We start from the raw sequence: 24,565 nt of genomic DNA, 5'->3' as shown, positions 1-24,565 counted from the left end.
CGGCGCAGGCATTCCCGGCAACACCGTCGCCGACGGCCAGGACGTCATCTTCCACGGCACGGCCGACTTGCTCGGCTTCCTCGTCTGTGCTGGTTGTGGTCCGGTAGTCGGGGTGGGCGTGTTCGACGACACTGACGGAACCGTCTGGAGCTGCATTGTCACTGCGTGGGACTGGTTTGCCGGCGAAGTGCTGTCCGAGGTGAGGCGGCGGTCGCCTCCGTGTGTCAGGGCCGTCGGGGCAACGGCACCTTCTGGCACGCTGTCGGCCTTTTCTCGGTGGCTGTCTCTCTCGACCCGACCCGGCCCGACCCGACCCGACCCGGCCCGACCGGGCCGGGACGGTGGTGTTGGTCGTTCTGCTTTGCGTGGGTTTGCTGGGAACCCGTCTTTGAGCGTCGCTGTTGGGTTGTCTGTGGGGGGTGGGCGAGTGGGGGGTGGGTATGGGGGCGGAGATCGAGTGGGTGAGGTTGAAGGGGACTGTCGTGTCTTTGTGTAGCTGAGGCAGCCCGGTCGTCGTGAGGCGTCTGGTTGCATGTCTCGCTCAATCTCGGGCATCTGGTGGGGTGTCTCGGTCGTGCCTCATCTTGACTGACCATCACGAAGCATCCGTGTCGTGATCGACGAGGGACATCTGGGATGCCAGAGCGCGGGCGGTGTCGGTGAAGTACTGCTCGTCGGCTCCAGGGGCAAGACCGAGGGGGACGCCCTGGCTGAGCCCGGCGAACAGTGCTCTGAGCGCGGTGGTCAGGCGTTGCGCCTGTTGCGGCGTCACGGTGCTTCCGTTGTGCGACCTTCCGGTGAACAGCGCAATGAGAAGGTTTTCCTGCGACCGGATGGACGCGGCGAGTTGGGATCCCAAGTCTGGGTCATGCAGGGCCATGTCCAGCAGGGTGATCTGGAGGGACAGGCGAGACAGTGCGTCCGGGGCGTCGCAACTGCGCCGGTAGTACCGGGCGAAGGCGTCGACCGCTTCCAGTAGATCGAGTCCAGCGGGAACGGCCTGCTCGACTTCCTCGTAGTACGGCCGCAGGTAGTCGGCGACCAAGGCGACCACCAGGCCGTTCTTGCTCCCGAACAGCGAGTAGATGGCGCCGGTGGTCACGTCGGCGCGTTCGGCGATCTCATCAAGCCTGGCCCGGTACCCGTCGCGGGACACGACCTGGAACGCAGCGTCCAGCAACGCCCGGCGGTTGCGTTCCTTGGCCTCCGCTCTCGTCATTCTCATAGTTGGATTATTGCCGTAATCTTGTTACGGGACTAGTCGGGGCGAGCTCTGAGGAGGACTCTCATGGCCCTGGTCGTGGCATCGCGGGTGACCCGACAGACGGTCGGGGTCATTGCCGATGGCGTTTTCAAGGTGTTGCTCGCCGCTGTCTACATCGTCGGCGCTGCCCCGCTCGGCCGGTTACTCGGCACGCCAGTCTGGCTGATGGTCGTCTCAGGCTTGGCTTTGCTGATCGGCGGCGGCATCGAGGTCGGATGCACGCGCAGGCGGTCGATGCGCGCTTGTACCCGGCTCATGATTGCTTACGACAGCGGCTGGGTGTTGGCGGCGCTGGCTGGTTTCCTGGTGGCGTGGCAGGGCGGCAGTACCGGGGGCGAAGTCTGGATGGGGTACCAGACAGTCGCACCCATCGCCTTCGCCGCTCTGCTGATCGCCGCTGCCCCTGCGCAGATGACCTCCACCCCGTCCCCGTCTCGCTCAAACTGAGGCACCCCCGGTCAGGCACTCACGCTGCCTCGTCTTGAGCGAGACCGGACAGGGGCGTGAGGCCGGTGAGCATCCTTTGTGAGGTGTCCCGTCTCTGTCGGCCTGACTCCTGTCTCAAGTGATCTGGTCTGATTCGCTCGTCATCTCTGATGATCTGGTTCACCGCGAGCGGCGGTGTCGGCTACAGCGGGTCTTGCTGTTCGGCCTGTTCGGCCTGTTCGGCGGGGAACAGGATGGGGCTGAGGAGGTATCGGGTACGTTCCCCCGACGCTTCGTTGGCGAGGAGGGGCGCGATGGCGGCTTGCATCGCGCCGATCAGTGCTACGAGCTCGTCCTTGCTGAGCCAGATTGCGTGCTGCCGGTAGCCGACGAGGTCGTCCACGGGAGCGCTGCCTTCGCGCTCCAGGTAAGCGCCGAACTCCGCGACCAGGGCGGCCATGGCGGCAGCGAATGCCCGCTCGTGGTGCTGCGGGGTGAGCGCACGCGCGGTTTCCGCGTCGATGCCCGCGCGTTCCTGCCGCAGTCGGTATCGGCGTTCGACGGCGCCCCGCACCCGCCGTTCGTCGGCGACGTCGAGGATGCCGCCCGCGGCGAGAAGGTCGACGTGCCGGTAGACGGTCGCCTTGGACACGTCCGGGATCAGAGCGCACAGCTGCCCGGTGGTCAGGACCCGCCTGCCGCGCAGTGCGTGGACCACGCGGAGGCGGACAGGATGCGCCAGGAGTTCCAAGGTGTCCATCTCCTCACTTTCTCATGCATGCTACCTTTCTCAAATCTAAGAAAGGTGAGGGGATGCAGACTGCGGAGGAGACCGCCGTGCTGGTGGTCGGGTGGGCGCGCGATGGCCGTTTCAGGGAGATCGCTGCGCTGTTCGCCCCGCCGTTGCGTGCCGCGCTGACCGCCGAGACACTCCAAGCGGCCTGGCTCGCCGAGACAGCGGGAACCGGTCCGGTCACGGACCTCGGCGAACCGTCGAGCGAGAGCCTGCGGCCGGACCTGATCCGTGTCAGCGTTCCCGTGGTGTGCGAGCGGGGACAGTTCAGCGCCGTCATGTCGGTCGACTCCGCCGGCCTGCTGAACGGGCTGCGCCTCGCGCCCCCTGCCTGCGAGCCCTGGGCTGCGCCCTCCTATGCGGATCCGGACGCCTTCGAGGAGCACGACGTCACGGTCGGAGCCGGTGCTCTCGCCGTGGCCGGCACCGTCACCGTTCCGCGTGGCGACGGCCCGTGGCCCGGGGTCGTGCTGCTGAGCGGCGGAGGTCCCTTCGACCGGGACGCGACCGGCGGACCCAACAAGCCCCTCAAGGACCTCGCCTGGGGTCTGGCCAGCCACTGCGTGGCAGTGCTGCGCCACGACAAGGTGACCTTCACACACGCGGCGGAGGTCGCCGCCGCAGACGGCTTCACGATGACACGCGAGTACGTCCCCTACGCCGTTGCCGCCGTGCGCCTGCTCCGGGAGGAGCCGCGCGTCGATGCCGGCCGGGTGTTCGTCGCCGGGCACAGCATGGGCGGCAAGGTCGCCCCACGGGTCGCCGAGACCGAGCCGTCCGTCGCGGGCGTCGTGATCCTGGCGGGCGACGCCGAGCCCATGCACCGGGCGGCCGTCCGGGTCGTGGGCCACCTCGCCGCCCTCGACCCCGGCCCGCACTCCGAGGCGGTCCTTGCGGAGATCACCCGTCAGGCCGCGACCGTCGAGACCGCCCTGTCACCCCGTACGCCCCGGGAGGACCTGCCGTTCGGCCTTCCTGCCTCGTACTGGCTGGACCTGCGCTCCTACGACCCGGTTGCCACCGCTGCCCGCCTGGACAAGCCGCTCCTGATCCTTCAGGGCGGCCGCGACTACCAGGTCACCGTCGAGCATGACTTGTCCCTCTGGCGAGAGGGACTGGCCGGGCGTCCGGACGTCACCATCCAGATCCACGAAGCCGACGACCACCTTTTCTTCCCGGGGACGGAACCGTCGACGCCCGCCGGGTACATGGCACCCCAGCACGTCGACGCGGCGGTCATCACGGACGTCGCCGCATGGCTGGACTGCCGGCTTCAGCACGAACCCTGCAACCGGGCGAAAACGCCCCAGGCGAACCAGATCACCTGAGACGGACACAGGTATCCGCTCTCCCCGGACCAGATCATCTGGGATTTTCAATGCCTCCACGTCTCACTTGAACTGGTCGATCCAGGTCAGAGCCGGTCTCGCAGACCAGATCCTTTGCGACGGGACATGAGGTGCCGGCTCAGGCGGCTCGGACCGGATTGCTGAGGTGCGGGGTGCTGGCGTCGGGGAAGGCGGTGGGCCGCGTGAGCCGGTGGGTCATGAGGGTGAGTGCGGCGATGGTGAGCATCGCCTCCGCGTGCTGGGGGAGCGTCGCGTAGTCGTGGGCATTGCGCCGCGCGTGCAGCAGCCAGGCCCAGGTGCGCTCGATCACCCAGCGCCTCGGGAGCAGCACGAAGCCCTCGGCTCCCTCCGGTCTGCTCACCGTCTTGATCGTGAGGTTGAGGGAGGTCTTCGCCCATCCGGCGAGTCTGCCCGCGTAGGCCGAGTCGGCCCAGACGACGGCGATTTCGGGGTGCGTCAGGCGAAGCCGAACGAGATCTCTTTGGCCGGTCCGCTGTCGTGCAGATTCGCCGGAGTCACCATGATCAGCAGCGGCAGCCCCTTCAGGTCCACGATCATGTGCCGCTTACGGCCAACGATCTAATGGGCGGTAGCTGAGCTCGGTGAAGCACCTTCTCGATGCCGATCGCCGGCGTCAGCACAACGTCCACCGACGATCGGGGCCGTGAGCCCTCAAAGAAGACTGACGTGTACTGGCGCTCGCCGTCGACATCGAGAGCAAACCCTTGATCACCGATGATGATCGTGGTCCAAGCCCCCTGCGGGGACTACCTCTTACGTGCTCGGGAGCCATCAGCTCCGATCAAGACCGAGGGCCCCGCTGGTCGCTGGGGTCATGAACGGCTAATCGGATGTCGGGCCATCGAGCCCTTCCATTAGAGAGACGCATGCCCTGCACGGCTGTGACCAGCCACCACACAGGTTCGGTGAGAAAGCGTGAGGCGAGTGAGAGCGTTCTGCGGTATCGACTGGGCCAGCGACCACCACGACATAGCCGTCGTTGACGAAACGGGTTCGCTGCTGGCCCGGGCTCGCATCGATGACTCGGCGGAAGGGCTCGACCAGCTGCTTCAGGTGCTCGCCGCGCTCGGCGACAGTTCGGAGGATTCCATCCCCGTGGCCATTGAGACCTCCCGCGGTCTCCTGGTCGCCTGTCTCCGGGCCACCGGCCGCCCCGTCTATGCCATCAACCCGATGGCCGCCGCCCGGTACCGGGACCGTCATACGGTCTCCCGGAAGAAGTCCGACCACCTGGACGCCATGGTGCTGGCGAACATTCTCCGCACCGACGCCGCCGCTCACCGCATGCTTCCCGCCGACTCGGAGGTGGTCCAGGCCGTCGCGGTCCTTGCCCGCGCCCAGCAGGACGCCGTCTGGGACCGAACCCAGGCCGGCAACAAGCTGACCTCCCACCTGCGCGAGTACTTCCCCAGCTACCTGGCCGCCGTCGGGCACCGCCGCGAGGGCATCTATCACCCCATAGCCCGGGCGCTCCTGGCCGCGGCGCCAACTCCGGGCCAGGCGGCCAAGCTGACCCGGCCGCAACTGCGGGCCGTGCTGAAGAAGGCCGGCCGCAAGAACACCATCGACACCGAGGTCGAGCGTCTGCACAGCGCACTTCGCGCATCGCAGATGCGCCATCTTCCCCTGGTCGAGGAGGCCATGGGACGCCAGGCAATCGCGCTGCTCCGGCAGTTGGAAGCTGCCTGCGCGAGCGCCGACGATCTTGCCGAGGCCACGGTGCAGGCGTTCGAGGCACATGCTGATGCCGAGATCATCACCAGCTTCCCAGGGCTGGGTCCGCTCAGCGGAGCTCGGGTTCTGGCGGAAATCGGCGACGACCGGACTCGGTTCGCCGACGCCAGAGGGCTGAAGGCTTACGCGGGTTCCGCCCCGGTCACCCGGGCCTCCGGCAAGAGCGTGTCCGTCGCGGCCCGAAGGGTGAAGAACCAGCGGCTGGCCGGGGTCGGCTACATGTGGGCCTTCTCGGCGATGGCCCATTCAGATGGGGCGCGGGCTCACTACGACCGCCGACGTGAGGCCGGAGATCGACACACGGCCGCCCAGAGGAACCTCTTCAACCGAATGATCGGCTGCCTCCACCACTGCCTGACTCACCGCGTCCCGTTCAACGAGGCCGTAGCCTTCCCGACCTCGCCAGAACCCCGTCTCACCCTCGCCGCTTGACACGTTCTCCGCATCGGATGTCTTCTTGCCCGGGTCATAGCCGCTGGTGGAGCGGGGGACGGTGGCCGCTGCCTTGCCGGACTGCGAATCGATCGCCACGGCCACCCCGTGCGGGGAGGCGCCCATCGCGATGCGCACCGGGCGCCGCAGCTGGTCGCGGATCAGGTTGAAGACGCCGGCCTGCGACCAGCGGCTGAAGAAGCCGAACACGGTCTGGAAGGGCGGGAAGTCCTGGGGCAGGGCCCTCCACTTGCAGCCGGAATCGTTCACATACCGGATGGCGTCCCAGACCGCCCGCCGCGGATGGGCCTCCGGCCTGCCTCCCGTAGAGGTCCGGCAGGCCGGGACGGGCAGCATCGGTTCGATCAGCAGCCATTCCGCGTCGTTGGTGTCCGAGGGATAGCAGCTGCGGCGCAGAACATGCGCCCCGGTCCGGGCGCGGCCGTCATGCGATCAGGTCGAGGGTGGACTCGACGGAATTCAGCTGGGCGACGATGCGGCGGACCCACTTGTCCTGCGGGGCCAGGGCGGCGTGCGCAGTGACCGTGCCCGTGATCAGCCTGCGGATCTCGGTCAGCTTCTCGTGGATCACCGCCGGCTCGTAGGACTGCAGGACGACGTCCGCGGTGAACTGGTAGCCGTCGGCACGTGCGTAGATCAGCGGCGGCCAGCCCTTCTGTCCGATGAGGTCGCGCAGCATCGCAAGCCCGGAGCAGACCTGGCCACGGGTCAGTTCGCTGGCCCGGGCCAGCTGCGGCATGTGCAGGCCCGCGGGTCTCGCCGACATCAGCACCCGCCGGATGGCCTCGGCATGACCACGGGCAGCGTCCCCCTTGCGCCTCGACTACGGACCTTCGCCCCGAAGGAGCCTGGTCAGCTCCGCGTCCATATCCAGATGCCCGCTGTCCAGAGCCGTTTCGATCCACGCGCACGTCGCCCGGACCCGGGTGACGTTCTTCTCGATCAGCTCCCGCTCGTCCTCCGACAGCCGACGGCCGTGCATCTGGGGCACCGGACGGCCGGTCGCGGCCAGGAACTTGTGGCAGGCCCCGATCAGATCGAGGAACTCGATCGTCCGGTCGAGATGCCGCATGACCGGCGCGACCGGACTCTCCTGCCCGCCCGGGACCGGCTCCTCATCTTCTGCCTGGCGCCACCGGTCGTTCTGAGCCTTGTTGAACAGATGCCGCGCCGTGTCATCACTGGCCGCCCGAAAGGCGACCGCGGGCCGGCGCAGAAAGTCGGTGGCCACCCGCGCCGCGACCTTCTCGTCGGAGGCCAGGTCGTGGATGGCCTCCACCTTCTCCTGCACGGACTGCGGGTTGTCCACCCGCCATCCGACCTGCCGTTTCGCAGCGTCCTGCGTCCACCGCGCCACCCCGTCACGAGGATGCTCCGGCGGCTGCGCGATGCGCTCGAAACGGTCTTCCAGCTGTTCCGGTGGGGGCTTGTTGCCTGGGGTTGTTGCTGCTGTTGGTGCTGCTGTTGGGTGCTGTTGCTGTTGCTGTCGGTGTTTGTGGTGGGTGTGGTCATTGTGGGGTGGTGTTTGTGGTGGGTGGGGTGGGTCCGGTGAGGGTGGAGGTGAAGACGGTGTGGTTGTTCTGGTGGCCGGTGATGTGGATGGTGGTGGTGTGGTTGTTGGGGGTGATGTGGGTGATGTCGATGTGGCAGGGGTGGTCGAATTCGGTGTAGCGGGTGAAGGTGGTGGTGGCGCTGGTGGGGGTGTAGGCGGGGTTGTTGGTGGCGTGGTGGGCGGCTTGGCGGGCTGCTTCGAGGAGGACCATGCCGGGGATGTGGTCGCCGGTGTGGTCGAAGAGGGTGGGGTGGTTGAGGTTGGGGGTGAGGAGCCAGCGGTGGGGGTGGGGGGTGGGGGTGAGGACGGTGTGGGGTGTGGTGGGTGTGCCTGCGGCCCAGGCGTGGAGGGGGATTGCGGGTGTGGGGGGTGTGGGGGTGGCCGGGCCTGTGGTGGTGATGCCGGTTGTTGCCCGTGTCCTGGTGTCTGTCGTGTCTGCGTCTGTCGTGTCTGTGTCTGTGTCTGTGGTTGTTGTGGGGGTGGGGGTGTTGCCGCGCAGGCGTGTGTAGACGCTGGGGCTGATGGTGGAGAAGGTGGCGGTGCCGTGGGCGATGGGGGTGTTGTCGCGGTGGAGGGTGAGGTCGATGGTGGCGCGGTTGATGGTGTGGCGTCGTTGGACGAGTTCGGTGTAGTGGGCGGTGATGGTGAAGTCGGTGGGGCGGGGGCCGATGCGCAGGCCGTGGGGGTCGGTGGTGTAGCTGAGGGCCCACATGACGAAGTGGTGTCCGAGGGGGACGTCGAGTTCGGTGTGGGCGAGGAAGATGCCGGCCTGGCGAAACGTCTCTGCGACCTGGAGGGGGTCGTGGCGGGTTCCGTCGGGGCTGGTGAAGTAGGTGTGGGCGCGGGGCCACTGGCCGGTGAGGGTGAAGCCGAGGCCGCCGCGGGCGGTGCAGTCGGTGAGGAAGACCTCGGCGAGGCTGGCGCGGTGGACGTACTCCTTGGGGACCGTGGTGGTCAGGCGGGGCAGGTCCCGCGTTTCTCTTCCGCTTTCGGTGGTGGTCAGGTTCATCGTTGCCCCCGTCTTGAAGCCGCGTCTGACGACTCCATAAGATACGGACCTACCGGTTTGGTTGGCTGACGCTCAGGGCAAAGGCTTCACCAAGTTTGCGGCGGAAATGTGAATAAGTGACTCCGTTTTGCGGTGTCGCGGCAAAAAGTTCCACTCGTTCCGCAGGTTCAGGCCAAGTAAAACCCGCTTGACGGTTTTCTTTGTGTCCGTTGTGGTGTGAGGGAGCCGGTGATCCGGGTACCGACTGCAGTCCGTGACAGGGAGAGCGTGATGCCTGCTTCTTTGGAGTCGCTCCGGCTGGCCGCCGTCAATATCGACGGTGTCCTCCTCAACGACACGTTCAGTCCGGTGATCCACCGGTTCGTCACGTCGCGGGGTGTGGCGTACACGCGTGAGCTGGAGCGGGCGGTGTTGTCCCAGCCGCGTCATGTCGCGGCGCGGGTTCTCGCGGAGGCCACCGGCGCCGCGCGTGCCGTCCGTACGGCCGGGGCCGGCGCCGTTTCACGGGCGGCCGGGGACGGCTTCCCGGCTGCTGTGGCCGGGGGGGATTCCGGGGGTGCGGGGGCTGCCGGGACGGCCGGTGCTGTCCGGGGCGGCGGGGCTTCGCGGGGGGCCGGGGGCGGCTGGGCGGGCGGTGCTGCCGGGGCTGCCGGTGTCCCTGCGGGTTACGGGCCGGGGCGCGGGAATGCCTGGGGCGGCGGTGCTGCCGGTGCCGCGGGGGCTGTAGGAGCTGACGGGTTCGCCGGGCCGGCCGGCGTGTCGGGAGTCGCCGGTCCTGGGGGGGCTGCGGGGGGCCGGGCGGGCGCGGGACCTGCGGGTCCGGGGGTGGCGGGGGTGGCGGGGGCTGTTGGGGCTGGGGTGGGTGGCGGGTTTGGTGGGGTGGATGTGGTGCTGGGGGCTGGTGCGGGGCCGGTGGTGGAGGGGGAGGCGGAGGGGGGTGTGGAGGAGACGATCCGGGCGTATTTCGCGTTGCGGGGGGAGTATCTGCGGGAGCATCCGGTGTGTCTGAACGAGGGGGCGGTGGACCTGGTGGGGCGGTTGCGGGGGCTGGGGTTGGAGGTGGTGTGCTACGGAGGGCTGGAGGAGAGTCATTTCGAGCGGTATCTGGGGGAGTGGCGGTCGTGGTTCAGCGGGCCGGGTTATGTGTGCACGGATGCGGTGCGGCCGGGGATCCGGGAGATCGCGGGGGGCTGTTTCGGGCTGGGGCTCGAGCAGGTGCTGTTCATCGATGACGCGGCGAGGTTCGCGGAGCATGCGCGGGAGTTGCGGGTGCCGTTCGTGGGGCATCCCAGTGCGTTCCGGTACGGGTTCCAGCGGGAGGCGATGCGGGAGAACGGGGTGCGGCACCTGGTGGGGTGTCTGGGGGAGATAGACGAGGCGCTGGTGCGGACGGTGGACGGTGAGGTCGCGCGGGACACGGTGTGGGGGGCCGGCGGGCGGCCGCCGGTGGGCGCGGGTGCCCGGTGAACGCCGGCACGGGCGCGGGCGGGGACGCGGGCATGGGCGGGAGCGGGAGCGGGAGCGCGGGCATGGGCGGGGGTGCGGGTATGGGCGGGGGTGCGGGCATGCGGGCAGGCACGGGTGCGGGCGGGGGTGCGGGTGTGTCGGGGAAGGGGGGTGCTGCCGGGGGTGTGTTCGGGGGTGGTGTGGGGCTGTTGGCGGGGAAGGCGGTGCTGATCACGGGTGCGAGCAGTGGGATCGGTGCGGGTGCGGCGCGGGTGTTCGCCGAGCAGGGTGCGGTGGTGGTGCTGGCGGCGCGGCGCGAGGAGCGGCTGCGTGCTCTGGTGGAGGAGTTGCGCGGTGGTGGGTTCGAGGCGTGTTACCGGGTGGCGGATGTGCGGCGGGGGGAGGAGGTGCGGGGGCTGGTGGAGTACGCGGTGGAGCGCTACGGCCGGCTGGACGCGGCGTTCAACAATGCGGGTGCGGGGCTGGAGCGGTCGCCTCTGCATCTGCTGGAGGACGACGCCTACGACGTGGTGATGGACACCAATGTGCGCGGGGTGTGGAACTGCATGCGCAGTGAGATCGCGGCGATGCTCGGGTGCGGGGGCGGCGCGATCGTGAACACCAGCAGTGTCGGCGGTCTGGTCGCCTCCTCGGCGGGTGCCCCCTACATCGCCTCCAAGCATGCGGTGATCGGGCTGACCAAGGCGGCCGCGGTCGAGTACGCGGGCGAGGGCATCCGGGTCAACGCTCTCGCGCCGGGGCTGACCCGTTCGGAGATGGTCCGGGAGCGGCTCCGGGACCCGCACACCGGCGGGCGCGCGCTGCGCAGTGCGCCGCAGCAGCGGGCCGCGGACCCGCGGGAGGTGGCGCAGGCGGCGGCGTGGCTGTGCAGCGACCTGGCCGGTTTCGTCACAGGGACCACCCTGTCCGTGGACGGGGGGCGGACCGCCTGGTGAGACGGCCGATCCCCGGCAGCAGACCCCGGCAGCGGCTCCCGGCAGCGGCTCCCGGCATCCGCCCCCCGGGCAGGCGTCCCGGCTGCGGCGGACGGCGGCATCCGCCGCTCCCGCTCCCGGTCACCGTGGGCCGGCAGCCCCGGCAGCCCCGGCAGCTGTGGCGGCTGTGGCGGCTGTGGCGGCTGTGGCGGCTGTGGCGGCTGTGGCAGCTGTGGCCTGCCGGTGCCCGGTGGCGGGCGGAGACCTCGGGCAGGAACGCGGCGCCGGTGTGCGGACGGGCCGGCGGGGGCGCCGTACCGCCGGTGCCGGTGCCGGTGCCGGTGCCGGTGCCGGTGCCGGTTCCGGTGGACGGTGCCGGGGACGGGACGCGGAGTCGGACGGGACGCGGGGGCGGGCGGGGGCGGGCGGGGAGGGTGTGGGGCCGGCGGCCTGGCCGGTGGGGGTTGTGCGGCCGGTATGGCGTCCGGTGCGCCTGCGGGCCGGTGGACGGGCGCGGAGGATCGCTGTGCGGGCGGGCCGGTGGGTGTGCGGGTGGCGGGCGGTGCGGATGCGCACCGGCTCCTGCCCGGGCGGGTGCGGGGCGGGTGCGGGGCGGGGGTGCGGGGGCCGGGATTGGTGTGTCCTGGCCCGGGTGGGAGCCTGAAGGTGGGGTAAGGTACCTCACGTTCGGTTTTGTTTTTCGCCTTCTGGAGGGTCCCATGGCGCGGCAGGAACGTGCGGTACGGACCCGGCGCGCTGTTGTCGAGGCGGCTGCGGCGGTGTTCGCCGAGCGGGGGTACGCGGCGGCGACGATCGCCGAGATCCTGGAGCGGGCCGATGTGACCAAGGGGGCGCTCTACTTCCACTTCGGTTCCAAGGAGGCGCTGGCGCGCGGTGTCATCGACGCGCAGATCACCGGCGACTACTGGGTGGCGCGTGAGCTGAAGCTCCAGGAGTGGGTGGACATCTGCATGACGCTGGCCCACCGGATCCCCAAGGACGTGGTCCTGATGGCGGGCATCAGGCTCTCCGCGGACCTGCAGGGGCGGGAGCTGTTCGGCAGTGCCTGGCCCGCGTGGACCGAGCTGGTGGCGGGCAAGCTCGCCGAGGGCAAGAAACTGGGGGAGGTGCTGGCGCACATCGACCCGCACGAGACGGCGGAGTTCTTCCTCGGCGCCTGGCTGGGCATCCAGTTCCTGTCGGAGGCCTACACCAACTGGAGCGACCTGCCCGAGCGGGCCTCCCTGCTCTACCGCTACATCCTCCCGGCGATCGCCACCCCGGCCGCCCTGGTCAACCTGGACATCGCGCCGGACCGGGGTCTCCGCGTCATCGAGGAAGTCGAGCGGCTGACGGCCCGGCCGGCGGCCGGCTGAGCCGGCGCGGCCGGCGGCCGCCTTTGTGTCCGCGAACCAAACCTTATGGAAGGTTTCCCACGACGGTCATGCCGTCGTGGTCATCGCGGTTTCTGGCGTGTTTTCTCCCTTTCTCCTGGGCCTCTGCGGTTTCGCCGTGCTCCGGCAGCATCCTCCGGCCCGATAACGGACCGGGCAACCCGTTCCGTGCGGATCGCCGGAGGTGCCGGAAAAGGCGTACGGGCCGGACTGTCTTCCTGCGAGCAGCGGATTTGCTGCCTGTATAGTTGAAGCCCTCAAACAGAGCGCCGCCCTGCGCTCTTGTAAACCAACCAGACGTGCGGTTTGCTTGGGTGGTACAGCCGGATGGGTAGCAAGGAGGGTGCAATGGTCAAGCAGGCGCGAGCGGCCCGTACACGTGAGGCCCTCATCGTCGCCGCGGCCGAGGTCTTCGCCGACAACGGCTATGCGCTGGCCAGTCTGCCCGCGGTCAGCAGGCGGGCCGGGGTGAGCACCGGTGCCCTGCATTTCCACTTCGCCAGCAAGGAGGCGCTGGCGCGGGAGGTGGAGGGGGCGGCGGCCGATTCGGTGGGGAAGATGGCGGCGGGCTGCCGCAGTACCGCGGACACCCTGCTGCAGTCCCTGGTGAACGCGACCTGCCGGCTGCTGGCCGCGGTGGGCAGCGATCCCGTCGTGCGGGCCGGTTTCAAGCTGAGCCAGGACCCCTCCCGCCGGGCGGGGGCGCGCGCGGGAGGGCTGGTGGAGTGGTGGTGCGCATGGGTGCAGGACCTCGTCGCCCAGGCCGCGGAGGAGGGTGAACTGGCCCGCGGCGTCTCCTGCGAGGACGCGGCCGCGGCGATCGTCGCGGCGACGGTCGGTTTCGAGACGCTGGGCGGCTGGGACCTGGAGTGGGTGTCGCTGGAGCGGACCGCCCGTTTCTGGACCTTCCTGCTGCCGCTGCTGGCCGCCTCGCCCCAGCTGGTGGTCGTCCACCCGGCCGCCGCCGCAGCCGCAGGAGACACGGCCGGCGGCCCGGCGGGCGGCCCGGCGGGCGGCCCGGACACGGCGGCCCGGCCGGGCGGGCCGGGCAGCGGGGGCGCTTGCGCCGGGTGACGGCGGCCGGGCGGCGGCCGTCCGTTCCGTGTGCTGCCCGGAGCGGCGGCCGGACCGCGGGGCCAGGTCCCGCCCCGCCGGGGACGGGAGTGCGCCTGAGTGCGGCCGCAGCGCCCTGCGCGGGCCCGGGGCCGGGGGAAGCCGCGGGCAGGCCCCGGCCGCCCGGCACCGGGCCCGCGCCGCGTCACGTGCCGTCCGGGCCGAGGGCGGCACACCGGCCGGCGGTGGGCCCGTTCCGTCCGCCGGCAGGCATGAGCTCGATGCCGCGGGACAGCCGGCTCACCGCCGGAGCCGGAGCCGGAGCCGGAGCCGGAGCCGGAGCCGGAGTGGTGGCGCGGGAGGTGGAGCGGGCCTCGACCGTGTCCGCCGGGTCCTCGGCGAGGCCGGCCGGCGCCGCGGCGGGCCCTGCTGCTCCCGCGGTGGCCGCCTCGCCGGCTGCACCGGCCTGTCCGTCCCCTGTCCCCTGACGTCGAACGCGGCCCCGACAGCGGCCTGTTCGCCCGCCGGGCCTTCTTCCTCCTGCCCCACGGCCGTGACAGCGGCCCCGCCGGCGCGTGCCGGGCGGGCGCGCCCGGAGGAGCCGTCGACCCCAGCACCACCGAACCCGGCAGGACCGGGGCCAGGGCCCCCGTTCCCCGCGCGGCGGCGCGGCGGAGACAGCACCTGCCGGGTGACGGCAGCGCATCAGGTCGCTCTGCTGTCCGTGGCCGCCCTGTGAACGCGCTGGCCCAGAACCGCTGCCCCCGCAGGACACGGACTTGCTGTGCGCGCTGCTGCGCGGGGTGTCCGGACTCCTCGTGGCCCCGCGGGACCGTTCCCGGTCACCGGGGGCTCGTCGTCGGCGCGGCCGCCGGGGCGTGCGGGGGCAGGGGTGAGGCGGTGCAGGCGGGCCGGCGGCAACTGCTTTTCGGCCCTTGCTGCTTCGCTTCGGGCACCGCACCCGCCGAACTCCCGGGTGCGCTCCGGCACGCCGTCTTCTCCCGCGGCCTTCCGTGCCGCCGTTTCTTCTTACGGGAGATCAGCACGGGGCGGAAGCGGCGGCTGGCGGAGCGGCTCACCTGACGGGAGGTGGGGCCGGTCAGTTCTTCTGCCGGCGGGGATGCGCGTGGTAGACACCCAGGATGCGTACTTCGGTGGAGAAGAAGCGCAGTTCGTGCAGGGCGAGGGCGACGCTTTCCTCGTTGGGGTGCCCCTCGATCTCGACGTAGAAACGGCAGGGATTGAACCCGGCCCCCATCTGGTAGCTCTCGATCTTGGTGAGGTTCACGCCGCTGCTGGCGAAGCCGCCGAGCGCCTTGTACAGGGCGCTGGGGATGTTGCGGACGCTGAAGAACAGACTCGTCATCGTCGGCTCCTTGCTGTGCGGGACCAGGACGGCGTCCCGGGACAGGACGACGAACCGGGTGGTGTTGTCCGGGTCGTCCTCGACCCCGGCGCGCAGCACCTGAAGACCGTAGAGCCCGGCCGCGGCGGGCGGGGCGAGCGCCGCGTGTCGCGGGTCGCCCAGTTCGGCCACCTCGCGTGCGGCGCCGGCCGTGTCGTCGCAGACGAGGGTGCGCCAGCCGCCCTCCCGCAGCACCTTGCGGAACTGCCCCAGCGCATGCACATGACTGCGGACGCACTGCACCTGGTCGAGAGTGGCGCCGGGCACGCCCATCAGGTCGAAGGAGATGGGGAGGAAGTACTCGGCGACGATGAACAGCCCCGACTCGGGCAGCAGGTGGTGTACGTCGGCCACGCGTCCGGCCGCGGAGTTGTCCACCGGGATCACGGCGATGTCGGCGTCGCCGAGGGTGACGGCGTCCAGGGCCTGTTCGAAGCTGGTGCAGGGCAGTTCGCCGACCTCGGGGTAGAGGGCGAGCGCGGCGGTCGCCGAGTTGGATCCGGGCTCACCCTGGTACGCGGCGGTCGTCACCAGTAGTTCCGCCTTTCTGGAGGAGGGGCTGTGTGGGCAGCAGGAACTCCGTCGCCCCGCAGGGCCTGGCCGTCTCAGCTCCGTCGCTCGTACGCGGTGGCTCCAACAGCCGCATCAGGCCGCACCGGGAACTGCCCGTTCGCCAGGGCGACGTGTGCGGCAGTGTGCGCACGCCGCACGCCCGGCTGCACCACTCGACGGCACAGCATCGGGCTCCAGCGTTGCTGCAGGTTTGCTCAAGGCCGGTTCGCGACGGGCAGCGGCCGAGGGGAAGCTGTTCACGGGATTCCTGGTCGCTCCGGGCCGCCGCGGCGGCTCCGGCGTCGGGATCGCCCGCGGGCCGCCAGACCGCGTGGCCGCCGGCACCGGACACTCACGCACGGGGACCGTCCGGAGGCGGCCGGCTGCTGCCCGGGACCGGCATCTGCGACGCCGTCGGCCTGACGGGACCGGCCGGCGGCTTCCGCACACCGGTGTGTCGGCCGCCCTGCGCGGCGTCGCCGGGCCCGACGGCGGCACGACCCTGCGCGTCCGTACGCCGGGCACCGGTCCGGCTCCGGCAGGAACGGCAAGCCGGTGCTGCCCGACGTGCCGGTGAAGATCCCCGGGGGACTGCACCGCTCCGCCCGGTTTCCTGGGGGCCCGCCCTTACGAGGAGCATCCGGCCGGCCTGGCCGGACTGCACGGCCGCAGGGCGATCGTGTGCACCGGGGCTGAGCCGGGGGGCCGTTTTCGGCGAAGCCCGCAGTCCTCGGCCGGCTGGTCCTGGGTGCTCGTGCCCGTTGCTGTCCGGGCGGCGAGAAGGACCCCAGCGCCCCGAGCGCGTACGGATCGCGACGGCGGCGTACGCGCAGACCGGGGAGCGCACCGGGCGTTTCCTCGGCGAGTGCTGCCGGCTCGAGGCCGCTCCCGGGACAGAACGGGCCCACCCCTGCGCGGTGTGCCGGACCTGGTTGACGGGGGCGCCCCGGCCGCCGAGCCGCGCGGCTCGGCGGCCGGGGCCGCGAAGCGGCCGGACTGGTGTCTGCCGGGGAGATGATCCTGTCCGGCCGGCGCAGGGGCTGCCCGGGCGCCGCGGTGCCCGCTGTCCTCAACAAACGGTTCTGCGGCCCCGGACGGGCCGCGCAGGCCGCCCCGAAGGCAGCCGCCCCGCTGTCCGGACGGAGGAAGCGGAGGAAGCGGAGGAAGCAGGGGAAGCAGGGGAAGCAGGGGAAGCAGGGGAAGCAGGGGAAGCAGGGGAAGCAGGGGAAGCAGGGGAAGCAGGGGAAGCAGGGGAAGCAGGGGAAGCAGGGGAAGCAGGGGAAGCAGGGGAAGCAGGGGAGCCCTGTGTCTGACGGGGCAGGGCTGAGAGCCCCGACGCGCAGCAGGCCCAGGGTCTCCGGTTCCGTGAACCGTTGCAGGTTCCGGCGGAATCCGAGCCCGCTTCCAGGTTCGCCACCGATCATGGCGGCGGACGGGGGCAGCGGACCCGCGCGAACCCCGCTGGGCCGGTGCGACCAGGAGCCGGGCGGGGTCCGCCGTCCTGACCGCACGCGGGCCATGCCGGCGCCCGAGCTCCCGGCGGGGCGCGTCCGCGTCGGAAATGCGCCGAAGTCGTGCTGGTGCTTGCTCAATGTGACCGCCGAGTCTTTACAGACCGCCCGGACGGTTTACGATGACCGTGGAGTGATCGACTGCTCCGGGGCTCCGGCGGGGAAGGTGGCGGCGGGCCCCGCGGCAGGGGAGATGTCCCAGCTGGGCCGACCTCGTTCGGGATGATCAAGCGGCACGCCCTCGTGCGGGGGCCGGTCCGTGATCCAAAGATACCGCTTATGCGGTTTATTATGGAGAGTGTGATGGCCAGGCAGGTGCGGGCGGTACGTACACGCGAGGCCTTGCTCCGGGCGGCGGCCGAGGTGTTCGCCGCCGACGGCTACACCCTCGCCTCGCTTCCCGCGATCAGCGGGCTCGCCGGCGTGAGTACGGGAGCCCTGCACTTCCACTTCGCGAGCAAGGACTCCTTGGCCAGGGAGGTGGAGGCTGTGGCCACGAGGTCCGTGGAACGGCTCGTCGAGCGGCGCCGGGCCTCGGCGGACACGCCGCTGCAGCTCCTGGTGGGCGCGACGCTCGACCTGGCGGCCGCCATCGGTGCCGACATCGTGCTGCGGGCGGGCTTCCGGCTGGGGGGCGACCCCTCGCGCAAGAAGGGGGAGGGGCCCGGTCACTGGTGGAGCGACTGGGTGCACGCGCTGCTGCGCGAGGCCCGCGAGGCGGGCGAACTGGCCGACGGTGTCTCGCCGGAGGGGGCGGCCGCGGCCGTCGTCGCCACGACGGTCGGGTTCGGGATGCTCGGCTCGTCCGGACGGCTGAGGCTCTCTCCGGAGCTCGTGGAGCAGTTCTGGGTCCTCGTGCTGCCCGGGCTCGCCGCTTCCCCGTCCGGCTCCCCGGTCCGGCCGGCCGGACCGGACCCGGATCGAAAGACAGACCGTGCGGTCTGATGATTTCAGTTCAAGGAACAGGAAAGAAATGACAAGGGGATCATTCTGTTACCCACTTTGATGCCGAGTGCCCTAAATGTACAGTTCACTTGAGTTGTTCTGGAGGGGGGCACGAGAACAAACGCGGTGTCCGGTATGGCATTGACATACCGCACACGCTGTTTTTTACTCGGGATGCTACGTAACCGCTTCACGGTGACATCAGCGGCAGACCGACAGGGGGAAAGCGTGGACACCGACATACTCGGCACACTCGGGGTGAGGGAAAAAGGAATCTCGATCGCACCGAGCGCTCCCAAACCGCGGCAGGTGCTCGCGCTCCTGGTCCTGCACACGGACCAGGTGGTGCCCGTGACCATGATGACCGAGGAACTGTGGGGCGCCGAGCCTCCGCGCAGCGCGCGTCCCACGCTGCAGACCTACATCCTGCAGCTGCGCGAGCTGATCACCGTCGCGCTGGAGCACGGCGGCGCGACGAACGAGGGCCGCTGCGCCAAGGACGTGCTGCTGACCGTCCCCGGCGGCTACCTGCTCAAGGGCGGTGAAGGCACCAGCGACGTCCGCGAGTTCGAGCGGCTCGCGGGCATGGGCTACCGGGCGATGGACGCCGAGGACTTCCGCGAGGCCGCCCGCTGCCTGTGCGAGGCGCTCGCGCTGTGGACCGGACCCGCCCTCGCCGACGTCCAGGCGGGCCCGCATCTGCGGACACAGATCAAGCGGCTCGAGGAGACCCGGCTGTGCGTGCTGGACCAGCGCATCGAGGCCGACCTGCGGCTGGGCAGGCACCGCGAACTGCTGGCCGAACTGACCGTGCTCGTCAGCAAGTACCCCATGCACGAGAGCCTGTGCGGTCAGTACATGGTGGCTCTGTACCGGTCGGGGCGCCGGGGAGAGGCTCTGGAGGCCTATCAGCGGCTTCGCTCCACGCTGGTGCGCAGCCTGGGCCTGGAACCCTCGGCCGCACTGGCCAAGCTGCAGCGCTCCATCCTGGCGGCACGGCCGGGCGGTTCGGCCGTCAACGGCACCGCCGTGCCCGCTCCCTCCGGCGGCCGCCGGCTGGCCCCGGTCGGCTGAACACGGCCCGGCGAGGGCCCGCGGATGTCCCCCGCCTTCGCCGACAGCGGCCGTGCACGGCCGCGTGCATGTCCCCGTACGGTCGAGACCGCGTCGTGGAACGCTTCACGGCCGCTCGAGGAAACAGGCTCCCGACCTGCGACGACGTTAGGATCCGGTCCGAAGCCGGCGGGAGGGGCGGCCGGCGGCCGCCGCCCGCCCCACCCGCCCGACAGCCGGCCGGCACAGGCCCACCGGAGCGGTGCAGCGCCCGGTGTCCTGATGCGTCCGGGCAGGATCCGGTGGCTCAGTCCGGTCCCGGTGGGCCGGGCCGGCCTTCCGAGCCGTGTGCAGAAACGATCCGATAGGGGGAAGGGGGCCGGTCGCCGTGTCGAGACGGGGGACCAGGGACCACAGCGCCCGAGACAGCCGATGAGCATCCATCACTCGTCGCGGGGCGTCACCCTCGCGGTCGTCAACGAACCGGGCGGGACGCAGCAGCCCGGCACCTCACTGGTACTCGAACTTTCCGGGCCCGCGGGATCGCTGGACGCCGAGACGGTCGGCGCCCGGCTCGCCCGACGCCACCGTGACTTCTCCGTCGTGCTGGACAGCCACGACAGCGGCCACCACACCCTGCGGCTGACGCCGTCCGCCGTGCGGCGCGGCCCCCTGGCGCTGCCCGCGGAACTCCTCGCCGATCTGCTGGCGCCCTGTCAGGGCGACACCGAAACGATGCCCGTGACCGGGCATCAGCGAGAGCTCCTCCTCTCCGCCCTCGCCGGCGAGGAGGGCGACGACCGTCACATCGGGCAGCTCTTCTGGACCTGGTCCGGCGCGCTGGACGTGGCGCAGTTCATCAGCGCCTGGCAATCCGTGTTCGACCGGGAGGCCGTGCTGCGAGCCGCCTTCGACTGGGTCACGACACCCCGGCTCGTGGTGCACGCACGGGCCGACGTCGACGTCGTACGGCATGCCGGCGGCACCCTCGCCTGGGAGGAACTCCTCGAACGCGACCGGCGGCGGGGCTTCGAGCCGTACCGGCCCGGGCAGCTGCGTCTGACACTGCTCGACATGGAGGCGGGCGGCGACGGGCAGGGCGGGGTGCCCACCCGAGTGCTGCTGACCTACCACCGGGCGCTGCTCGACGAGCGCGGGGTGCGCATCCTGCTGCGGGAGTTCTACCGGGCCTACACGCTGGGCGGTGTACTGCCCGGCAGCGAGCGGCGCCCCGACATCCGGGACCATGCCGCGTGGCTGGCCGCACAGGACACCACCGCCGCACGCGCGTTCTGGACACAGGCGCTGCCGCCCGGCCGCGCCGCGATCAGCCCCGGGCGGCCGCGTGCGCTCCTGGGGTGGAACACCGGCCGCGGCCGGTGCCAGACCCGCCTGCGGATGTCTCAGACGGCCCGGCTCAGGGCCTGGTCGGCGGCCCTGGGAGCGGGCGAGAGCAGCGCCCTGCACGTGGTGTGGGCGCTGCTGCTGTACCGGGCTTCGGGCGGCGGGGGACCTCTTGCGGTGTGCCTGGGGGTGCATGTGTCCGGTTGTGACATCACCCTGCCGGGGGCCGCCGGCATCCCCGGGCTGCTGGGCGGCCCGCTGCCGCTGAACGTGACCGTGGACCCGGCCGGGTCCCTCGCGGACCTGGTGCGGGAGGCGCGGGACAGGCTGCTCGACATCACGGCGTATCCCTGGGTCTCGGCCGACCGGATACGGGCCTGGACCGGACAGGAGGAGGACGCGGAACTGTTCGACATCGCCGTCCGCTTCGACGGCCTTCCCGAACTGCCCGCGCGGCTGCGCAGGGAGCCGCGGGTCCAGCAGGTCCGTCCTGACCCGCCCCGCGGTCCGGACGGCGACACGGTCCTGCCCGTCACCGTCCTCGCCCGCCCCGACCCGGAGGGCGGCCTGGTCCTGACCACCGTCTACGACCGCGCGAGCATGGCGGACGCGGACGCCTCCACGCTCCACGGCCAGTGTGTGCATCTGCTGCGCACCCTGCCCGATCTGCGGGACCCGCAGGTCACTGTGGGGCAGGTGCTGGAGCTGCTGGGGACCTCCGACGTGCCGGGCGTGGCACCCCGCAGGGCGTGGCGGGGACTCGCACTCACGACACTGCGGTCCGGAGAGCCGGGCGCGGACATCGTCTGCCTCGTCACGGTCCCGGGGGTCACGCCGGGCAGCTACGACCTCTTCGTGCGTGCGCACGAGGGCCCCGAGTGCATCGTGGTCCTGCGCCTCGACGGCGGGCGCGGGGCGCTGCCGGCCGAGCTGGGCCAGGCGCTGGGTTCGGGAGGCCGGCGGCTGATCCTGTGCGGATGCGGGCCCGCTTCACGGGCGGCCTACGCGATCGCGGCGGACACCGCGGCGGGGGCCGACGTCCCGGTGACCGTGGTCATGACCGGTTTCGGGAGCGCCGCCGACAGCGCCTCCGCACTGGCTCTGGGGCTCAGGTCTGCGGTCGCGAAGGACTGCTGAGAAGACGTCGGGAGCACCGGGAGCGAGCTCTGCGGTCATTCGGATAATCCGATTCATTTCCTCTGCGGAGCGGTGCTTGGAAGTCCGCTAGAGGGCTGCTGGAGGAAACGATGGGAAAGCACGGGCGCGGCTAGCGTGCACAGCGGCGTGGATTTCTCGCCATCGGAAGGCATGGCAACGAACTCGACGATTGCAGGGTGGATGCAGTGAGGATTCGAGTGTTGGGTCCGTTGAGCGCGGAGGTCAACGGGGGTTCCATTGTTCCGTCGGCGGCGAAGCCGCGACAGATTCTTTCATTGTTGGCTTTGCATCCGGGTCGTGTGCTGCCGGTGCCGACGCTGATGGAGGAGATCTGGGGTTCGCGGCCGCCGCTGAGTGCGTTGACGACATTGCAGACGTACATTTTGCAGCTGCGCCGGCGGCTGGGGACGGCGATGGGCCCGGACGCACCCGGGAGTGCGAAGGAGGTGCTGGTGACGCGGCATGGGGGCTATCTGCTGCAGGTGCCTTCGGAGTGCGTGGACGTGCACGTGTACGAGGGGCTGGTGCGGGAGGGGCAGACGGCGTTCGAGGCGGGCGACGACGAGGCGGCGGCGGAGCGCTTTCGCACTGCGCTGGACCTGTGGCAGGGCCCGGCGCTGGTGGACGTACGGGGCGGCCCCGTGCTGGAGATCGAGGTGGTGCGGCTGGAGGAGTCGCGGCTGGTGACGGTGGAGCGGAGGATCGATGCGGATCTGAGGCTGGGACGGCACGCGGAGTTGCTGGCCGAGCTGGCGGAGCTGACGGCACGGTACCCGCAGCATGAGGGACTGCACTCACAGGCGATGGTGGCGTTGTACCGGTCGGGACGGCAGGCGTCGGCGCTGGAGGTCTACCGGGGGCTGCGGGGACGGCTGATCGAGGAGCTGGGGGTGGAACCGTCGCCGCAGACACAGCGGCTGCATCAGGCGATGCTGGCGGTCGACCCGCAGCTGGATGTGCTCGCCGGCCCGCGGCACACCTCCACCTACGACATCTTCGCCGCCTGAGGCCACCCGGGCCGGAGCCGGTCTCCAGCGGGAGCCGAGCCCCTTTTGAGGGCTGCGGCAGACCCTGGCCCGAAAGCCGAGGAGGCGCTGTGGACGGCTTGAACGGTGCGGGCGATGTCCTGCGTGTCGAGCGCGGGAAGGCCGCTGAGGAGGAACTGGCCGCGGTGACGGTCGCGTTGTTCTGTCTGCTCGCGCGGCGGACCGAGGACGGGGACCGGGGCCGCCGGACCGTCGGCTCGGTGTCCTCGTGGCGCCGGTGGGAGCGCATGGCGGCCTACCGGTCGCCGCACAGCTGGCAGTGAGACGCCTGCGGTTCCGCGTCGATTTCCCGGGCGCCTTCGCTCGGCAGCCGAACGAAGGGATCTGACATGACGGTGGTGGGTGACCGCGCCCCGGGCGACGCGGCGGCGACCGGTACACGCGGACGGGTGGCCGAGCTGCACGAGATCCGTGCCCGGGCGCTGGCCGGACCGGGCGGGAAGGCGACCGAGGCGCAGCACGCCAAGGGCAAGCTGACCTCGCGCGAGCGGATCGAACTGCTGCTGGACGAGGGCTCCTTCCGTGAGGTCGAGCAGCTGCGCCGGCACCGTGCCACGGGCTTCGGCCTGGAGGCGAAGAAGCCGTACACCGACGGTGTCGTCACCGGCTGGGGCACGGTCGAGGGCCGCACGGTCTTCGTCTACGCGCACGACTTCCGCATCTTCGGCGGCGCGCTGGGCGAGGCCCACGCCACGAAGATCCACAAGATCATGGACATGGCCATCGCGGCCGGTGCCCCGCTGGTCTCCCTCAACGACGGCGCCGGCGCCCGTATCCAGGAGGGCGTCTCCGCGCTGGCCGGCTACGGCGGCATCTTCCAGCGCAACACCAAGGCGTCCGGGGTCATCCCGCAGATCAGCGTCATGCTCGGCCCGTGCGCCGGCGGCGCGGCCTACAGCCCCGCCCTCACCGACTTCGTGTTCATGGTCCGCGAGACCTCGCAGATGTTCATCACCGGCCCCGACGTCGTCAAGGCCGTCACCGGCGAGGAGATCAGCCAGAACGGCCTCGGCGGCGCCGACGTGCACGCCGAGACCTCCGGCGTCTGCCACTTCGCCTACGACGACGAGGAGACCTGCCTCGCCGAGGTCCGCTACCTGCTCTCGCTGCTGCCGCAGAACAACCGGGAGAACCCGCCGCGCGCGGAGTCGAGCGACGAGGCCGAGCGCCGCTCGGAGATCCTGCTGGACCTGGTCCCGGCGGACGGCAGCCGTCCCTACGACATGGCCGAGGTGATCGAGGAGATCGTCGACGACGGCGACTGCCTCGAAGTCCACGAGCGCTGGGCCCGCAACATCATCTGCGCGCTGGCCCGCCTCGACGGCCAGGTCGTCGGCATCGTCGCCAACCAGCCGCAGGTCCTGGCCGGGGTCCTGGACATCGAGGCCAGCGAGAAGGCCGCACGCTTCGTGCAGATGTGCGACGCCTTCAACATCCCGATCGTCACTCTTCTGGACGTCCCCGGGTTCCTCCCGGGTGTCGGCCAGGAGCACGGCGGCATCATCCGCCACGGCGCGAAACTGCTGTACGCCTACTGCGACGCGACGGTGCCGCGGATCTCGCTGATCCTGCGCAAGGCGTACGGAGGTGCCTACATCGTCATGGACAGCCAGTCCATCGGCGCCGACCTCACCTACGCCTGGCCCACCAACGAGATCGCCGTGATGGGCGCCGAGGGCGCCGCCAACGTCATCTTCCGCCGCCAGATCGCCGGCGCCGAGGACCCCGAGGCCATGCGCGCACGCATGGTCAAGGAGTACAGGTCCGAACTCATGCACCCCTACTACGCGGCCGAGCGGGGCCTGGTCGACGACGTCATCGACCCCGCCGGGACCCGCGAAGTACTCATCAGGTCGCTCGCGATGCTGCACACCAAGCACGCCGACCTGCCCTCGCGCAAACACGGCAACCCCCCGCAATGAACTAAAAATACCCAAAATGCATATCCGGCAATAAAAGACTGTCGACCGTGGTCGGCGGTCTGTTTCCGTATCGCCGAATACTGGTGGCATATCCGCAGATTCCGCCGCTCCGTCCCTGCCTGATCCGGCCCGGCGGTCCATCCGCTTGACTAGGAAACCGCTTATGCGGTTTTCTGTTGGTGGACCACTCGTGCTGTTTT

At 70.7% G+C, this 24,565-nt stretch carries 20 protein-coding genes and 3 pseudogenes; 15 read left to right on the top strand and 8 right to left on the bottom strand.

Translation table 11 applies throughout. From position 1 onward, the window contains the following. Positions 1–595: 595 nt before the first annotated feature. Entirely contained in the window at positions 596–1,219 is a 624-nt protein-coding gene (locus OG504_RS00585) for a TetR/AcrR family transcriptional regulator (RefSeq protein WP_405996226.1), read from the bottom strand. Between the two features lie 69 nt (positions 1,220–1,288). On the opposite strand from OG504_RS00585, the gene OG504_RS00580 reads away from it, so the two are divergent. Then, complete coding sequence (locus OG504_RS00580) at positions 1,289–1,711, top strand: hypothetical protein (protein ID WP_405987848.1); 423 nt, start codon at positions 1,289–1,291, stop codon at positions 1,709–1,711. Positions 1,712–1,892: 181 nt separating this feature from the next. Here OG504_RS00580 and OG504_RS00575 read toward each other — a convergent pair whose 3' ends face one another. After that, a complete protein-coding gene (locus tag OG504_RS00575) occupies positions 1,893–2,450 on the bottom strand; it encodes a helix-turn-helix domain-containing protein (RefSeq protein ID WP_405987847.1) in 558 nt (185 codons plus the stop codon). Positions 2,451–2,503: 53 nt separating this feature from the next. Between OG504_RS00575 and OG504_RS00570 the strand changes: the two genes are divergently transcribed. Then, the gene (locus OG504_RS00570; protein ID WP_405987846.1) at positions 2,504–3,811 is read left to right on the top strand and encodes an alpha/beta fold hydrolase; all 1,308 of its coding nucleotides are present in this window, start codon (positions 2,504–2,506) and stop codon (positions 3,809–3,811) included. A gap of 145 nt (positions 3,812–3,956) precedes the next feature. Here OG504_RS00570 and OG504_RS00565 read toward each other — a convergent pair. Next, positions 3,957–4,411 (bottom strand): annotated as a pseudogene (locus OG504_RS00565) (transposase); the annotation flags it as partial. A gap of 366 nt (positions 4,412–4,777) precedes the next feature. On the opposite strand from OG504_RS00565, the gene OG504_RS00560 reads away from it, so the two are divergent. Next, positions 4,778–6,019 carry an IS110 family transposase gene (locus OG504_RS00560; RefSeq protein ID WP_405996225.1) on the top strand — a complete coding sequence of 414 codons (1,242 nt, stop codon included), beginning with the start codon at positions 4,778–4,780 and terminating at the stop codon, positions 6,017–6,019. A 222-nt stretch (positions 6,020–6,241) separates the two neighbouring features. On the opposite strand, the pseudogene OG504_RS00555 reads toward OG504_RS00560, so the two are convergent. From OG504_RS00555 to OG504_RS00540, 4 genes and pseudogenes are all read right to left on the bottom strand, one after another. After that, positions 6,242–6,376: pseudogene (locus OG504_RS00555) on the bottom strand (transposase); the annotation flags it as partial. An 88-nt stretch (positions 6,377–6,464) separates the two neighbouring features. Further along, positions 6,465–6,806, bottom strand: coding sequence for a RacP protein (locus OG504_RS00550; protein WP_405987845.1), 342 nt, complete (start codon positions 6,804–6,806; stop codon positions 6,465–6,467). A 57-nt stretch (positions 6,807–6,863) separates the two neighbouring features. Continuing rightward, complete coding sequence (locus OG504_RS00545; RefSeq protein WP_405987844.1) at positions 6,864–7,397, bottom strand: DUF6192 family protein; 534 nt, start codon at positions 7,395–7,397, stop codon at positions 6,864–6,866. A gap of 151 nt (positions 7,398–7,548) precedes the next feature. Then, on the bottom strand, positions 7,549–8,601 hold the full coding sequence (locus OG504_RS00540; RefSeq protein ID WP_405987843.1) for a ScbA/BarX family gamma-butyrolactone biosynthesis protein: 1,053 nt from the start codon (positions 8,599–8,601) through the stop codon (positions 7,549–7,551). Between the two features lie 270 nt (positions 8,602–8,871). On the opposite strand from OG504_RS00540, the pseudogene OG504_RS00535 reads away from it, so the two are divergent. From OG504_RS00535 to OG504_RS00510, 6 genes and pseudogenes are all read left to right on the top strand, one after another. Continuing rightward, positions 8,872–9,066: pseudogene (locus tag OG504_RS00535) on the top strand (HAD family phosphatase); the annotation flags it as partial. Positions 9,067–9,540: 474 nt separating this feature from the next. Next, complete coding sequence (locus OG504_RS00530) at positions 9,541–10,068, top strand: HAD family phosphatase (RefSeq protein WP_405996637.1); 528 nt, start codon at positions 9,541–9,543, stop codon at positions 10,066–10,068. Next, complete coding sequence (locus OG504_RS00525; RefSeq protein ID WP_405987842.1) at positions 10,065–11,003, top strand: SDR family NAD(P)-dependent oxidoreductase; 939 nt, start codon at positions 10,065–10,067, stop codon at positions 11,001–11,003. The genes OG504_RS00530 and OG504_RS00525 overlap by 4 nt, the downstream gene beginning before the upstream one ends. A 698-nt stretch (positions 11,004–11,701) precedes the next feature. After that, positions 11,702–12,358, top strand: a complete 657-nt coding sequence (locus OG504_RS00520; RefSeq protein WP_405987841.1) for a ScbR family autoregulator-binding transcription factor — start codon at positions 11,702–11,704, stop codon at positions 12,356–12,358. Positions 12,359–12,724: 366 nt separating this feature from the next. Continuing rightward, on the top strand, positions 12,725–13,450 hold the full coding sequence (locus OG504_RS00515) for a ScbR family autoregulator-binding transcription factor (RefSeq protein ID WP_405987840.1): 726 nt from the start codon (positions 12,725–12,727) through the stop codon (positions 13,448–13,450). A gap of 405 nt (positions 13,451–13,855) precedes the next feature. Further along, on the top strand, positions 13,856–14,512 hold the full coding sequence (locus OG504_RS00510) for a DUF6009 family protein (protein WP_405996224.1): 657 nt from the start codon (positions 13,856–13,858) through the stop codon (positions 14,510–14,512). A 16-nt stretch (positions 14,513–14,528) separates the two neighbouring features. Here OG504_RS00510 and OG504_RS00505 read toward each other — a convergent pair whose 3' ends face one another. Beyond that, positions 14,529–15,365 carry a prephenate dehydratase gene (locus tag OG504_RS00505; protein WP_405987839.1) on the bottom strand — a complete coding sequence of 279 codons (837 nt, stop codon included), beginning with the start codon at positions 15,363–15,365 and terminating at the stop codon, positions 14,529–14,531. Positions 15,366–17,200: 1,835 nt separating this feature from the next. On the opposite strand from OG504_RS00505, the gene OG504_RS00500 reads away from it, so the two are divergent. The 6 genes from OG504_RS00500 to OG504_RS00475 all read left to right on the top strand — a co-directional run bounded on the left by OG504_RS00500 (position 17,201) and on the right by OG504_RS00475 (position 24,365). Further along, a complete protein-coding gene (locus OG504_RS00500) occupies positions 17,201–17,842 on the top strand; it encodes a ScbR family autoregulator-binding transcription factor (RefSeq protein ID WP_405987838.1) in 642 nt (213 codons plus the stop codon). Between the two features lie 228 nt (positions 17,843–18,070). Next, positions 18,071–18,916: a BTAD domain-containing putative transcriptional regulator gene (locus OG504_RS00495; RefSeq protein WP_405987837.1), complete on the top strand. Its 846-nt coding sequence runs from the start codon at positions 18,071–18,073 to the stop codon at positions 18,914–18,916. Positions 18,917–19,327: 411 nt separating this feature from the next. Next, complete coding sequence (locus OG504_RS00490) at positions 19,328–21,376, top strand: condensation domain-containing protein (protein WP_405987836.1); 2,049 nt, start codon at positions 19,328–19,330, stop codon at positions 21,374–21,376. A gap of 206 nt (positions 21,377–21,582) precedes the next feature. Beyond that, positions 21,583–22,404 carry a BTAD domain-containing putative transcriptional regulator gene (locus OG504_RS00485; RefSeq protein ID WP_405996223.1) on the top strand — a complete coding sequence of 274 codons (822 nt, stop codon included), beginning with the start codon at positions 21,583–21,585 and terminating at the stop codon, positions 22,402–22,404. 89 nt (positions 22,405–22,493) lie between these two features. Continuing rightward, positions 22,494–22,706 (top strand): acyl-CoA carboxylase subunit epsilon, encoded by a 213-nt coding sequence (locus OG504_RS00480; protein WP_405987835.1) that lies wholly within the window; start codon positions 22,494–22,496, stop codon positions 22,704–22,706. Positions 22,707–22,772: 66 nt separating this feature from the next. After that, positions 22,773–24,365: an acyl-CoA carboxylase subunit beta gene (locus OG504_RS00475; RefSeq protein WP_405987834.1), complete on the top strand. Its 1,593-nt coding sequence runs from the start codon at positions 22,773–22,775 to the stop codon at positions 24,363–24,365. The last annotated feature ends 200 nt before the right edge of the window (positions 24,366–24,565 follow it).

The organism is Streptomyces sp. NBC_00986 (assembly GCF_045162565.1).
In the GTDB taxonomy this organism is placed as follows: Bacteria; Actinomycetota; Actinomycetes; order Streptomycetales; family Streptomycetaceae; genus Streptomyces.
This window is presented reverse-complemented; position numbering and strand designations above follow the sequence as displayed.